Raw genomic sequence first — 12,860 nt, 5'->3', positions numbered from 1 at the left:
GCCGGTCACTCCCGGCCGGGCGGCACGGCGCGATAGCGCTCGATGCCGCGCCAGTCCGACAGGCGCTCCAGCCGCTCGCGGGTCCAGGCGCCGTCGTCGGTCAGCATCATCCCGACCAGCACGGCGGCGCCGAGAATGCTGAGCAGGAGTAGGCCGGCGAAGATCAGAGCGATGCGTGCGAGGCTCATGGTTCAGCTCTCCCTGTTCAATGTCCGGGGTCAGCTTCCAGGGGCACCGTAGGTGTCGAGGCCGCGCCAGCTGAGGATGGCCTGCTGACGGGCGCGCTCGACGGCGGCCTGCTCGTAATCGAGTTGAGCCTCGAGGGCGCGGCCATGAGCGGCCTGCAGCATGAGGAGTTGGCCGGCCATCTCGGCGTTGAGCAGGGTCGCCTGAGCCCCGGCATCGATGGCACAGGTCTGGCCGTCGCAGGCCTTCAGCGCCGCCATCAGGTCGCGCGCCCGCTCCGGATAGGCTTCGATGCCGGTGACGACATCGGCCGACACCCGCTTGCTGGCCCGGCTGGCATCGCGGGCGAGGCGGGCCTGCTCGGCCTGATGCGCAACCACCCCCTCCGCATCCAGACCGTTGGGCAACACGTCCGGGTAGAGGGCGGTGAACTGGCGGTCGACGCCGTCGAGGCTCCACTGGACCCGGCCAACGCCGTCGGCGGCCCGGCGGGTCTCGCCCAGACGGGCAGCCACCGCTCCACCGCTGTCGAGATCGGACAGGGCGCGCATACGGATCATGTTGTCGATCTGGGTGAGCATATGCGCGGTCTGGGCGATGATCTCGACCTCCTGGCGCTGGACCATCCCTTCGACCATCAGCGGCTTGCTCTCGACGATCGGGCAGCCCGGACTCTGCCCCTGACCGCCACCGGCAAGACTGGAGCCGGCGCCCATCGCGGCCCCGCCCACCCCGCCGGTGAAATAGCCGACCGCCGCGGACACGATCAGGCCGAACAGCCCGTCGCTCTCTCCACCGCAGCCGCCGCCACTGCCACCGAACAAACCTCCCAGCCCACTACCGCCGAACATCTGGGCGGCGGCCGGCGATGGGGTGATGGTGAGCGCCGTCGAGGCCAACAGGGCAAGGGCGGCAAGGGCCGAACAAGCGCCAGCTCGGAAACGCAGGATCATGATGCTTCTCCCAGGGAAGCGCAGGTTGCAGCGCGGTCCAGGATGGCTGCCGCCTCATGCAGCCGGTGCTGGCGCAGCCAAGCTGCGGCGAAACCCGCAGGCCCGGCTTCGGCGATGGTCTCGAAGGCGGCCCGGCGGTGGGTGGCCCCGCCACAGCCACACACCGCCAGCGCCACCGGATCGAGGGTGAGCTGGCCGAGCCGGCTGCCGTCCGGCGTCTTGAAGAAGACGTCGCGCCGCGGCATCGCCCCGGCCACCAGCGCCGCCTCGGCCCGGTTCAGCCCCCAGTCACGGTAGAGCGCCCGCTTGGCGGCGTTGGGATCGGCGAGCAGCAGCAGGACGCGGATCGTCTTCAGCAGCGCCGCGATGGCCGAGCCCTCGATGTCGTCGAGCTGGTGGGTGGCCAGCACCAGCGTGACGTTCTTCTTCGGCCCGCGCCGACGCAGTTCGTCCAGCTCCGCCGGCTGGTGTTTCAGCGCCTTGAAGGCCTCGTCGACCAGGAACAGGGTCGGCCGGCCGTCGGCGAAGAGCCGGTAGAAGCGGCGGAACAGCGCCTGGATCACCGGGGTGGCGCCAACGCCGCGGTCGATCAGCGCGCCGATGTCCACCGTGGTCCAACAGGATCCCAGCAGCCGGTCCTCGCCGGCATCGACCAGATCGCCGTAGGGGCCGCCGCGGCAATAGGGCTCCAGCGCCACCCGCACCAGATTGTCGGGCACCAGATGGGCGAGGTGCGACAAGGTGCGTTCCCCCGGTGGCGAGGCCGCCAGCAAATGCAGCGCCGAATCCACCGCGTCGCCGGCCTCGGCCGCCGAGATCCCGCCCGGCACCAGCAGTCCCTGGATGCGAAGCAGCTCCATGATGAAGCCATGGCCCCAGGCAAAGCCGCCTGGTGTGTCGACATCGGCCAGTGGCTGCAGCGCCAGATCGGCATAGGCAAGGTCGCCCGAGCCCATAGAAAGGAACTCGCCGCCGGCCGCCCAGGTGGCGGCGAGGCTGGTGCTCTCGGTGGCGTCGACGTCGATCCACACCACCCGACCCTCCGGCACCCGGGCGAGGAACTGGTGGCCAAGGAACGCCAGCACGGTGGACTTGCCGGTCCGCGGCGGTCCGATCACCAGCGCCGCCCCGTCCGGCCCCTGGTGCAGGTCGATCCTCAAGGGTGTGCCGCCCTCGGCCTCCAGTTGGGCCAGCGGGTCGCAGCGCAGATGCGCGTTGCGTTCCGGCCCACCCCAGACCGCGGACAGCACCAGGAAGTCGGCGAGCTGGACCTGGGTCAGCGGCACCTTGCGCGGATTGGGGCGGACATGGCCGGGCAAGGTGCCGTACCAAGCGCGCTCGGCTCCCCAGCTCTCCTCAATCGCGGTGAAGCCCAGCGAGCGCAGCGTCTTGACGAACTCCTCCTTCCGGCCCTCGGCCTCCTCGACGGATGAACCCCACAGTATGGCGGTGGGCGTCATCCAGCCGGAGCTGGTGCCGGCCTGCTCGGCCTCCAGCCGGGCGGCCTCGGCTTCCAGCGCTTCCAGTACACCGACCGGATCGTGACGCAGCGCGGTGAAGCCGCCGACGGCCCGCAGCAGCACCGAGCGCCAGTCGTAGGAGGTGTCGTCGTGCTTGCGCCACAGGGCGGCGAAGACACCGCGGGCCTGGACATGGTCCATCGCCTCGAAGCGCACCGACCAGCGGACCGGAAAGGGCAGCGCGTCGAGCGCGTTGAGCAGGCCGGGGTGGCTGGCCTTGGGATAGCCACCGATGCCGACGACCCGGACATGCCAGCGTTCCGCGCCATTGGTCCAGGCCGGGAAAGAGCCAGGGAGGAATCCGACATCGACGAGGTTGGCCTTGATCGGGAAACCGGGAATGTCGGGGGCAGAGACATGGGGCTGCTCGATCGGCGAGACGCAGGAATGGAGGAAGGCCATCACCGCATCGTCGTCGAGCATGCGGGCCCAGCCGACCGCGCGGCCGAGCAGGCCGGCGAACTGCAGCACCAGCTGGCGGAAGGGCTCGACATGGTCGCGCATTACGTCCGGCCGGGACCGCTCCGGCGGATTGCGGGTGAACCAGCCGGCCAACCGGCGGGCCTGCCGGTGGGTGGGGGTGAAGGTGATGGTGATAAACGTGCGCGAGCGCAGTTGGCGTCCAGCGGCGTCGAGCCTCGCGCGGCGTTCGGCGTCGATCAGGCTGGCCACCGAATGGACGCCAGTGCCGCACGGGTAGCCGCGGCCCCAGCGGCGCTGCATCTCGAAATGGAAGGTCCAGCCGCCAGTGAAGGGGAACAGGACATTGGCGGCGGCCATGGCGGTCTGCTGGATCTCGACCGGATCCTGCACGCTCTGGTCGCGGCCGCCATATTCGACGACGGCCATCAGTGCCCCGTCCTCCTCCAGCAGCACGACACCCGGCCAGACGAAGCAGTCCCAGGGCAGGTGGCGCGACAACGCGTCGAAGCCGTCGTCGAAGGCGGTCAGGTCGAGCATGATCGGCGCTTTCCAATCAGCGGGGAGCTTTGTAGGCGGACCGGCCCAACGATCCGCTGCGGGTGCGGAGGACGCGCGCCAGCCAGGCAGCGGTGCCCTGGCGGACGATCTCCAGCCACCAGGGATCGCGGCGGGTCAGGTGGCGCGCGGTGAGGAAGATGGCGAAGAACCCCGCCACCGCTTGGGGGAGGGCGCCGAGCGCCAGCCACAGCTCGGCGGCCAGCCAGAGGGCGATCGCCAGCAGCTCGATCGGCACGCCGAACGGCATCTTGTTCGGCCGCACCGAGGTGCGGCGTACCGGCTTCTCCCAGCCATCCGGCGGCAGGGTGTCCAGCTCACCCTCCCGCCAACGCGATGATGGCGTCTCGCGCGCCGTAGGCGGCGGCGCCGGCGACGGTGAAGACGAACACCACCACCCCGGCGATGCGGGAGAACATCGCGGCGACCAGCGCCAGCAGCAGCCCGGCGGTCACCGCGATCGGCACGAAGTTGGTGTCAAACACCGCCTGCCAGGACAGCAGCTCGGCGCCGAGGTTGGCGATCACCTGCGCCCGCGCCGGACCGCTCACCGCGGCCAACGTTAACGTCAGAGCGAGCGCCCGGTATGACGTACCCTTGCTCGTCATCATCACCTCCACCGGTGAAATCCCCCGCCCCCAGCGGGCGGAGGAGGAAGCCGCGGGCGGAGTCGTAGCCCTCGACCCGGACGATCTCGTTCACGAAGCGGCGCCCGTCGGGACGGCGGGCGAGATGCACCACGGCATGGACAGCCTTGGCGATCCAGCGCATCTGCAGAGCGTCCATCGCGATGCCGCCCAAGCCCACCATCTGGGCGACGCGGTCGAGCGCGTCCCAGGCCGAGCCGGCATGCACAGTGCAGAGCCCCGGATGCCCGGTGGTCCAGCCGACCACCATGGCGTGCGCCTCGGCCCGGCGGACCTCGCCCAGCACCAGATGCGTCATCGGTACCCGGAGCGCGCCGGCCACCAGGGCCTCCAGCGTCACCGGCGGGTCGGCCAGCGGATCGGCGACCATCGCGTAGGCGAAGGGACAGGGCGGCTCGAACTCGAAGGGATCCTGCAGGACGGCGGGCAGACCCTGCTGGAAGGCAGGCTCCTCCAGGCAGGCACGCAGCAGCGTCGTCTTGCCGGTGTCGACGTCGCCGGCGATCACCATCGTGCGGCGGGCAGCGATCAGCTTGCGGATCAGGGCGACCTGGAGTGTTGTCGCGCCGCCGGTCGCAGCCCACTCGTCGAGCGTGATGCGGCCGCGGTAGGGCTTGCGGATCGAGCAGGACGGTCCCGGCGTCACCGGCGGGATGTCGGCGTGGATGCGCTCGCCGGTGACCGGCAGCACGGCGTCCAGCGTCGGACGGTCGCGGCGCAGCTCGCGGCGGGCAAAGCCGGCGACCGTGGCGAGGAAGCGCATCACCTGGGCCGGCTCGACGGTGCGGACAAACTCCGGCACCGGGCCGTTCTTCACCACCACCCGGCACAGGTTGGACCCGCCGGTCGGCGGCAGCACCAGGACGTTGGCGACGTCGTCGCGGGCCAGCAGGTCGCCGAACAGCGCCGCGCGCAGCCGCGCTAGCGAGGCCAGAAGCAGCGCCGGCCGGTCGAGGCTTTCCTCGGTGATGACCGGCCCGTTCATGACGTCGGCCCACCGCGGCGACCCCGGCGCGACCACTCCTCCAGGATCGCCGTCCGGGTCTCGGCCACGGCCTCGGCATCGACCTCGAGCCCGACATTGAGCAGGGCGAGCTGGGTCACCATCATGTCCTCGATGCGCAGGATGGTGGCCTCGATCTGGTCCTCTTCGACCCGGGCGCGGGCGAGCGCCGACAGGCCGTGGTCGATCACCAGGGTAATAGCCTCGGAGAAATGACGGAGCCGGTGGCGCTCCTGAATGATGTCCACCTGCCGGGCCAGCACCTCGGGAATGCGGGCGGAGACGTGGCGGAGCTTGCGCAGCTCGTCGGAATTTAGGGCGTTGCCCGTGTCGCGGCTCATGGCGATCGTCCCTTCACACGATGGTCTTGCGACGGGCCGGACGGGCGGGACGCTCCGGCTTCCAGGGGACGGTTGCTCCATCCCCCTGCCCGCCCAGCGCACCGAACCAGCGGTTCGCCTCCGGCCGGGCCGTCCAGCCTCGGACCGGCGGCCCGTAAAAGCCGCGCCACTGCGGATCGCTGTAGGGGTGCAGACGGATGCCGCGGATCGGCTTGCCGTAGCCGAAGATGATCAGGTCGTTGCCGTCCATCTCCAGCGCTGCGTGCATCGGCAGCACCGGCCGGCGGTCCACCCGCACACCGCGGCTGACGGTCGGCACCAAGTCGAGCAGGCCCTTCGAGGTCGAGCGCGTCGGCACCTCCTCGATCGCCTCGCCCACCATCCGGCTGATCCGTTCCGCCTCGTCCGACGAATTCGGCCGGAACACGACAAGCCGTGTGTTGGCGGTCAGGCCCTTGCCGTAGCGCTCCTCCACCTCGCCCAGGCTCTGGGCGAGCAGCAGCAGACGGATGCCGTATTCGCGGACGTAGCGGATCCACTCCGCTGCCTCGGCCATGCGGAACTGGAGGAACTCGTCCAACGCCACCAGCAGCCTCCAGCGCCGCGCCCGTCCATCGTCGGCCAGAGACCGGTCGACGGTGAGGAAATCGATCATCTGGGTAAGGATCAGGGTGAAGACCCGGCGCAGGCGGCGGGCGTCCATCGGCCGAGCGACGATGTAAAGCGTCACCGGCCGCTCGCCGGCCACGAGGTCGGAGATCGAGAAGTCGCTGGCGGCGGTCTGGACGTCGAGAACAGAGTCCTCGAACTCGGCGAGCAGCACCGAGGCGGTGACATAGACCGACTTGCGGTAATGCAGGCTCTTGTCGACCGCCCCACCCCGCCCGCCCTTCCGGGCCGGCGCGTCCTTCCTGCCCTCCTCGTCCAACCCTGACGCCGGCGGCTCGGCGTCGGCGGCGACGCTTTTGTCCCACAGTTCCTGGGCGGCGCGCTGGGCGGTGGGGTGGACCCCCTCGGCCAACATCAGGGTCAACCCATCGTCGCCGAGCAGGATGTGCCGGCGGGCGCCGGCCAACGATTTCTCGCCATCCGCCGCGGCGGTCAGCAGATAGACGAAGACGCCGGTGAGGTAGGAGAAGGCGGCGTTGCGCCAATGCCCCTCCTTTTCGCCCTCGGTGAGGATGCGGGCAGCATGCTGGCAGTCCGGCACCAGATGCGCACCCGGCCGCACCGCCATCAACGGGTTGTAGCGAGGGCCGCCGGGCCGGGCGATGTCGAGCACGATGACGTCGCCGAAGCGCTCGCGCGCCGCGCCCGTATCGCCGGCCATGGCGCCCTTGAAGTCCCAGACGACGGCGCTCTCCCGCCAGCCGGCGAACAGGGTGGGCAGCACCGTGGTGGTGGTTTTCCCCGAGCCGGTGGGGCCGATCACCAGGACCGGCTGAAGGGTGCGTTCGCGCAGGGGCCGGCCGTTCCAGGCGCCGAGGACGATGCAGGAGTCTGTCATCGCCGCCCCCGTCACAGCAGGCCGCTGCGGCGGACGTCGGCGTCCCCGGCCCAACGGCCGGCGCCGAAGCGAGGATCCTGGTGGCCGCGCAAGACGATCCCAGCGCGCACCGCCAGCGCCAGGGCCCCGGCGATGCAGACCAGGATGGCGACGGTGACGATCCAGCGGTGGCCGGGGGCCAGCAGGGCACTCCAAGTCAGGAACTGGCCGGGCCAATAGAGCGCGACGGTGCCGATGCGCAGGCCGCCGAAGACCGCCGGCCAGGCGAAGAGCCAACCGACCAGCTCAGTGACCGCCTGGACGGTCAACAGCCAGACGGCGAGGCCGTAGGCAACAGCGACGCGGGAAAGGCGGGTCACAGCTCGCGCCCTCCCAGCTCGTCCAGGCCGTCGCGCCCGGCCTCACGGCCACGCTCCTCGCGCAAGCGCTGCATCTCGACCAGCTGGCGCTCGTAGGCCTGCCGCTCGCGCTCGTCCATCCAGCCCAGCGTCCGGGTGGTGACCTCGACCGCATCGTGGCGGAACCAGTGGGTGACGACCTCGCGCTCGAAGTAGAGGTCGCGCTCGTCCTGCACGCCGCGGATCATGACGTGCAGGTGCCGGTTGCCGTCCGGGTGAGCCATGTCAGGCTTGCGCTCGACCGCCGCCACCCATTCCAGCTCGCCGACCCGGCGTTCCCAGGCGGTCATGATCTCCCGGCCATAGGCGACCATGTCGTCGATGCGGTGGCCGTCGTTTGGGCTGACGATGACATGGAAGACACGGCGATCGTCCGACCAGGCGGCGGCCACCTCGCCCTTGTCGATGCCGGGGCGGTCGCGATCGAACAGCGGGCCGTCCTTGGCGAGGTAGTTGGCCAGCACGGCGACCGAGTTGGGAAAGGCGCCGCGGGCGCGGTCGTGGTAGAGCAGCTTGACGTTGACCGGGCGGGCATAGGCGCCGTGCTCGGCCGAGGCGGCGCGGACCTTGACCCGGCGCTCGGAGCGGCGAACGTAGCCGCGGGCCAGCGCGCGGCCACGGTCGACCAGCGCCTTCATCCGCGCCTGGAAGCCGTCGTCCGCCGAGAGGCCGTCGAAGATGGACCCGCGTCCCCGCATGCCGCTGCTCCTCCACCAAAACTGGAGCCGACGATGGGCCAGGACGCGGCCTCCATGACAGTTTTCAAAGGAGTGACGGGAGAACAGAGACTGTGTTCGCCCATGTTCGTTTCAGGATGCGCGTCCACAGGGAAACATGAAGAACATCAACGATCATGACCGACGACGAACCGCCCCTTTATCTTGCTGGCCGTTGATTTCCTTCCCTTCCCAGACCACCACGCAGTCCCGCCGGAGCTTTCCGGCTTTGGCCGTCTTCCTGTCATTGCGCGCGGATGAGCGAAGAGGGTCGCCGACCGCCGCAAGAGGACGGTCGGCCCCTTGATCAGCCGGTCACTGCGGCCGTCGCCAGCCCGAAAATTTCCGAGACGAGGTGGCGGATGTCGGCCTCGGCCTGCCCCGCCATCTCGAGTTCCGGCACCAGCAGCCCAGTGTCCATGCTGTCGGCGAACACCCGCCGCTGCCGGATCACCGCCGCCGAGACCGGCAGGCGCAGCCCCATCACGGTGGCCTCGCTGCCCGGTTCGACCCGCAGCCCATCGGGTACTTTGCTCAGCACCAGCGACGCCGTGAGAGCCGGCTCCATCGCCAGCGCCTCGATGACCAGCTGCATCGTCGCGGCACAGCGCCCGAGGGACCTCCGGTCTGGCCACGTCGGGATCAGCACCGTCTCGATGACCGACAGGACGGACCGCAGCGCAGCCGGTGAACGGGACGGGGTGTCGAGCAGGACATGGTCGAAACTGGCAGCAAAGCCTCCCAGTCCATGTCGCAGCTGGGTGCCGGCAATCGTGGCGCTGTCGAACAGGGCCGGCATCCCGTTGGCCCGGCGCCGCGCGATCCAGTCCCCGGTGCCGGAAACGCCATCGACGTCGAGCACCACCACCCGCCTGCCCTGCAGCGCCAGTTCGCCGGCCAGATTGAGCGCCAGCGTGGTCCTGCCGACGCCGGGCATCAGGTTGACCAGGGCGGCGATCATGGCCGCTCCTCCCCGGCGAAGCTGGTTTCCAGCAGCTCGCGCAACAGCACCGCCATGGTCACGCCGCGGCGGAAGGCGGCGATCTTGATCCGCCCGCGCAGCTCCGGTGTGATGTCCACCGTCAGCCGTGCGGTGTAGAGTTCCGCCTTGGCCGGCGACGCCTCGCCCCGCCGCACCCAGGCGTCCGGCGTGGGCTCGGGCACGACGGGACGAGCGCCGAAGCCGATCCGCCCGCCGCTCATCGCCCGGTCTCCGGCTGTACGGGCTCGAGCAGCTCGGCGGCCAGCGCCGCGATCTCGCGGGCCGCGGTGGACTGCGGTTCGCTCTCGAAGACCAGCCGGCCGGAGCGGACGCAACGGGCGAAGGCGACCCGCTGACCGACCGAGGCCGCCATCGCCGGCGGCACCACTGCGGCCAGTTCACGCCGCGCATCGGCCAGCAGCCGGGTGCGGGCGATGCAGCGGTTCAGGACGAAACGGGCCGACAGGCCGGGCTTCCAGCCGCGGGCCTCCTCGAGCAGCCGCAGCAGCTCGGCTGAGGCCCAGGCGTCGAACGAACTGGGCTGAACCGGGATCAGCACCTGCTCGGCCGCCAGGATCGCCGAGCGCACCAGCGCCGTCACCCGCGGCGGTCCGTCGATCACCACATGCTCGACGCCGGAGGCCAGGTCGGGCACCTCGCGGTGCAAGGTTTCCCGCGCCAGGCCGATCATCGCGAACAGCCGGGGCAGCCCCTCGCGATTGCGCTGCTCGGCCCAGTCCAGTGCCGAGCCCTGAGGGTCGGCGTCGATCAGCAGCACACGGGAGCCCTGCCGGGCCAGTTCCCCGGCGAGATGGGTGGCGAGCGTCGTCTTGCCGACGCCGCCCTTCTGGTTCAGCAGAGCCACGATCATGACCCCGCCTCCCCTTCCCGCAGCGACTTATCCACAGGGAGAGGAGTCTTGGAGTCAGCTGCCATGATTCTGTTATTGTTTAAGTTATAGATGTTATAGGGGCGAATCGGCAAGGCGGGCCAAGGGGTTGACTCCGAGTCGGGTGCGCGTTCTCCCGCGACTGGGGGGGCCGATGTCCCGAGACGATCCGAAGGCGATGTCCCGACCGCGTTCACACCTTGTCCACAGGCGGGCGTGGACAGGTTCGCCGCGGTGCACTCCCGGGAGAACAGCAGCCGGTCCTCGCCGCCGGTGCGCACGATCGACAGCCGGTAGCCCGGCAGACCGGCGGCGACGATGCGCCGGACGCCCACGACGAAGTTGGCGTAGCGGGCCGGACTGCCGCTGCGGGCGTGCAGCCGGCGCAGGCCGATGGCGCCGCCGCCCTGCTGGCGGCCGCCCATCTTGCGTACCAGCCGGTAGAGCCAGCGCGCCAGCCCTCCAGTGAGGCCGAGGTAGCCGGGGTCGAGCGTCAGCACCCGCCGCTCGCACACCGCGGCGAACAGCCAGTCCGGCAAGGTCAGGACGACACCGTCCTTGCCCGGCTCCCAGCATTCCAGCCAGCGGAAGCGGGCCGGCCGCTTCGGATCGCCCGCACGCAGCGTGGTTTCCACCCGCGTCGCCGCCAACCGGTTGAGAGCGGCGCGCAGCAAGGCGTAGTCGTGACGCCCGGTGCCGCGGCCGAGGTCGCGCAGAAGCCGATAAGGGGACACCTCCAGTCGCCGGTCCGGCGTCCGCCCGGCGTCGAGGGTATCGGTCCAGCGGCTGGCCGCCCAGAGCAGGAGGTCGGCGTCCCAGATGGTGGCGAGGCCGAGCTCTCCGGTGGGCTCGACGTGGATGGCGACATCGCCCTGTTCGAAGACGATGGGCAGACGGCGCGGCGTCTTGGCCAGGCTGAACCACGGCCAGACCATCAGGTCGGCCATGTCGCGCAGCGCCGGAGGTTTGGGCGGCGACAGGAAATGCCGGTCCATGGCGGCCTCCCTCACGAGCGGCGGGCCGGCCGCACGGTGCCGGCGCCGGGATCGGAGGTCGAGGTGCGCAGGCCCTGGTCGGCCCAGGCCTTCAGATCGTCCAGCGCATAGACGACGCGTCCGCCGATCTTGCGGTAGCGCGGCCCGGTGCCGTAGACGCGGTGCTTTTCCAGCGTCCGGCCGGACAGGCCAAGGAACCGCCCGGCCTCGGGCGTGCGCAGAAAGCGGGGCGGCAGAGCGCCGGCGGAATCGGACATGGGCGGGCCTCCGTGATCGCAAGCGCATCGCCGGGAACGGCGGCGCAGGATGGCGGAAGGCTCGCGAAAGAAAGACGGGGCCAAGGAGGGGAAAGGCCGGGGTGCGGTTATTCCCCCGGCCCTTCCCTTGGCGGTGGCACGCCCGGCAGACGGCCGATCCGGCCGGCCAGCAGGTCCCGGTAACCGCCGGTCATCAGCTGCCGGCCGCGGCGGATCAGGTAGCGGACCCGATCGCGCAGCGGACTGGAGCGGAACCAGTCCTCGCTCATCCGCCGCTCACCAAACAGGGCGGCCGCCGTGTCGCGCAGGCTGGCGCCGGCCAGCGCGGCGTCGAGCCCCTGCAGAACCTGGCGCAGCATGGCGGCCTGATAGGCGGTGAGATCGGCCGGCGGCTCGGGACCGGACAAGGCTCGGCCCAGCCGCTCGATGCCGGCGACCTGCGGCGCCAGCGGCGCGTCGAAGGCGACGGTGGCCAACAGCGGCACGCCCGGCGCCGGCAGGTCCGGTGCCAGCACCAGGAACCGGCGCTCCCGCGGCCCGTCGGCGATCACCACATAGAGGCCGTCCGGCGTCGGCAACATCGACCGGCGCCCCGGCCCGGCCATCGGGTCGGCGTCCTGGGGTGCTGACAGATAGCCGGACGGAGCCGGAATCAGCCGCACCAGGCCCGGCAGCAGGTCGGGCAGCCAGAACAAGGCGGCCTCATGGGCCTCCCGGTCGGGCTCCTCGGCAACAAAACAACCCCCAGCGCCGGCCGCGCGAGGCCCGGTCCTTCGGCTTGGGGGACGGCTTGCCCACCTCGCCCCGGTACTCCGGGTTGCGGCGCAGGAACTCCCAGGCCCAGCCCGACGCCGACAGCGTCACCGTGTCGGCATAGTCGGCAGCGGATCGCCAATCTCGCATGTTCGTCATCGAACCGTCTCATCACAGGGGAAGGGACGGATGCACATCCACGCGCCAACGTTGCGGATCGTTCCCGCCAACGCTAGGCTGGTGGCGCCGATCAGGGGATAAGCGGCACCAGACCACCCCGATCGGCTGGAGTGTTTAAATGGCTGATCTTTTTGGCGAAACCGCACGTTGCAGACGACGTTGTAGCCCAACCGGGCCGAACGGCAAAGACGGGTTAACTCGGACCAAGCAAGTGGCGGTAGCCGTTTTCGGTCATCCAACGGGCGCGGTCGAGATGGCTGTCATAGGCGCGCCGGGCGCGCTCGGGCTCCTCGTCGGGGTCGATGCGCAGCACGATCCGGGCGACTTCATCCGGATCGGCGCCGTCGGCGGCCGCGTCGAGCAGGCGCAGATAAGTGACCAGATGGAGGCGGTCATAGTCGGTGAGGTCCGCCCCGGTCGGCGCCTCGTCGAACACCGGCGCGTCGATGCGCGGCTTGCTCATGCTGCTCCTCCAGCACTGCGTCCGGCACCGGCTGCGGACTGCAGACGGGAGCGCGGTCGAATGGGAGATCTACCCCGTGGAGACCTTTCCCG

At 70.5% G+C, this 12,860-nt stretch carries 18 protein-coding genes; all 18 read right to left on the bottom strand.

What is annotated here, in order from left to right:
* Window positions 1-5: 5 nt before the first annotated feature.
* The 18 genes from B9N97_RS06055 to B9N97_RS05975 all read right to left on the bottom strand — a co-directional run bounded on the left by B9N97_RS06055 (window position 6) and on the right by B9N97_RS05975 (window position 12,768).
* Window positions 6-188: a hypothetical protein gene (locus B9N97_RS06055; protein ID WP_085084329.1), complete on the bottom strand. Its 183-nt coding sequence runs from the start codon at window positions 186-188 to the stop codon at window positions 6-8.
* Between the two features lie 30 nt (window positions 189-218).
* The gene (locus tag B9N97_RS06050; protein ID WP_244560573.1) at window positions 219-1,139 is read right to left on the bottom strand and encodes a TrbJ/VirB5 family protein; all 921 of its coding nucleotides are present in this window, start codon (window positions 1,137-1,139) and stop codon (window positions 219-221) included.
* A complete protein-coding gene (locus B9N97_RS06045; RefSeq protein WP_085084327.1) occupies window positions 1,136-3,619 on the bottom strand; it encodes a conjugal transfer protein TrbE in 2,484 nt (827 codons plus the stop codon). Before B9N97_RS06045 ends, B9N97_RS06050 begins: the two co-directional genes overlap by 4 nt.
* A gap of 16 nt (window positions 3,620-3,635) precedes the next feature.
* Window positions 3,636-3,887: a hypothetical protein gene (locus B9N97_RS06040; protein ID WP_143266369.1), complete on the bottom strand. Its 252-nt coding sequence runs from the start codon at window positions 3,885-3,887 to the stop codon at window positions 3,636-3,638.
* 67 nt (window positions 3,888-3,954) lie between these two features.
* The gene (locus tag B9N97_RS06035; RefSeq protein ID WP_085084323.1) at window positions 3,955-4,164 is read right to left on the bottom strand and encodes a hypothetical protein; all 210 of its coding nucleotides are present in this window, start codon (window positions 4,162-4,164) and stop codon (window positions 3,955-3,957) included.
* On the bottom strand, window positions 4,115-5,269 hold the full coding sequence (locus B9N97_RS06030; protein ID WP_085084725.1) for an ATPase, T2SS/T4P/T4SS family: 1,155 nt from the start codon (window positions 5,267-5,269) through the stop codon (window positions 4,115-4,117). Before B9N97_RS06030 ends, B9N97_RS06035 begins: the two co-directional genes overlap by 50 nt.
* Window positions 5,266-5,628 (bottom strand): hypothetical protein, encoded by a 363-nt coding sequence (locus B9N97_RS06025; protein ID WP_085084321.1) that lies wholly within the window; start codon window positions 5,626-5,628, stop codon window positions 5,266-5,268. The genes B9N97_RS06030 and B9N97_RS06025 overlap by 4 nt, the downstream gene beginning before the upstream one ends.
* A gap of 13 nt (window positions 5,629-5,641) precedes the next feature.
* On the bottom strand, window positions 5,642-7,135 hold the full coding sequence (locus tag B9N97_RS06020; protein WP_085084319.1) for a type IV secretory system conjugative DNA transfer family protein: 1,494 nt from the start codon (window positions 7,133-7,135) through the stop codon (window positions 5,642-5,644).
* Between the two features lie 11 nt (window positions 7,136-7,146).
* Window positions 7,147-7,494: a hypothetical protein gene (locus tag B9N97_RS06015; protein ID WP_085084317.1), complete on the bottom strand. Its 348-nt coding sequence runs from the start codon at window positions 7,492-7,494 to the stop codon at window positions 7,147-7,149.
* A complete protein-coding gene (locus B9N97_RS06010; RefSeq protein ID WP_085084315.1) occupies window positions 7,491-8,231 on the bottom strand; it encodes a hypothetical protein in 741 nt (246 codons plus the stop codon). The genes B9N97_RS06015 and B9N97_RS06010 overlap by 4 nt, the downstream gene beginning before the upstream one ends.
* Window positions 8,232-8,556: 325 nt before the next feature.
* Complete coding sequence (locus B9N97_RS06005; RefSeq protein ID WP_085084313.1) at window positions 8,557-9,210, bottom strand: nucleotide-binding protein; 654 nt, start codon at window positions 9,208-9,210, stop codon at window positions 8,557-8,559.
* A complete protein-coding gene (locus B9N97_RS06000) occupies window positions 9,207-9,452 on the bottom strand; it encodes a chromosome partitioning protein ParB (RefSeq protein WP_085084311.1) in 246 nt (81 codons plus the stop codon). Before B9N97_RS06000 ends, B9N97_RS06005 begins: the two co-directional genes overlap by 4 nt.
* Window positions 9,449-10,102, bottom strand: coding sequence for a ParA family partition ATPase (gene parA / locus B9N97_RS05995; RefSeq protein WP_085084309.1), 654 nt, complete (start codon window positions 10,100-10,102; stop codon window positions 9,449-9,451). Before parA ends, B9N97_RS06000 begins: the two co-directional genes overlap by 4 nt.
* On the bottom strand, window positions 10,099-11,115 hold the full coding sequence (locus B9N97_RS05990; RefSeq protein ID WP_085084307.1) for a replication initiator protein A: 1,017 nt from the start codon (window positions 11,113-11,115) through the stop codon (window positions 10,099-10,101). The genes parA and B9N97_RS05990 overlap by 4 nt, the downstream gene beginning before the upstream one ends.
* Window positions 11,116-11,126: 11 nt before the next feature.
* Window positions 11,127-11,372 carry a helix-turn-helix transcriptional regulator gene (locus tag B9N97_RS05985; RefSeq protein WP_085084305.1) on the bottom strand — a complete coding sequence of 82 codons (246 nt, stop codon included), beginning with the start codon at window positions 11,370-11,372 and terminating at the stop codon, window positions 11,127-11,129.
* A gap of 107 nt (window positions 11,373-11,479) precedes the next feature.
* The gene (locus B9N97_RS05980) at window positions 11,480-12,067 is read right to left on the bottom strand and encodes a DUF2285 domain-containing protein (RefSeq protein ID WP_244560572.1); all 588 of its coding nucleotides are present in this window, start codon (window positions 12,065-12,067) and stop codon (window positions 11,480-11,482) included.
* A 7-nt stretch (window positions 12,068-12,074) separates the two neighbouring features.
* The gene (locus tag B9N97_RS34735) at window positions 12,075-12,284 is read right to left on the bottom strand and encodes a transcriptional regulator domain-containing protein (protein WP_143266368.1); all 210 of its coding nucleotides are present in this window, start codon (window positions 12,282-12,284) and stop codon (window positions 12,075-12,077) included.
* 214 nt (window positions 12,285-12,498) lie between these two features.
* Entirely contained in the window at window positions 12,499-12,768 is a 270-nt protein-coding gene (locus tag B9N97_RS05975) for a DNA -binding domain-containing protein (protein ID WP_085084303.1), read from the bottom strand.
* Between the last annotated feature and the right edge of the window lie 92 nt (window positions 12,769-12,860).

The organism is Azospirillum oryzae, from assembly GCF_900177515.1.
GTDB lineage: Bacteria > Pseudomonadota > Alphaproteobacteria > Azospirillales > Azospirillaceae > Azospirillum > Azospirillum oryzae_A.
The sequence above is the reverse complement of the archived record's forward strand: the minus strand, read 5'-3'. Positions and strand labels throughout refer to the sequence as shown.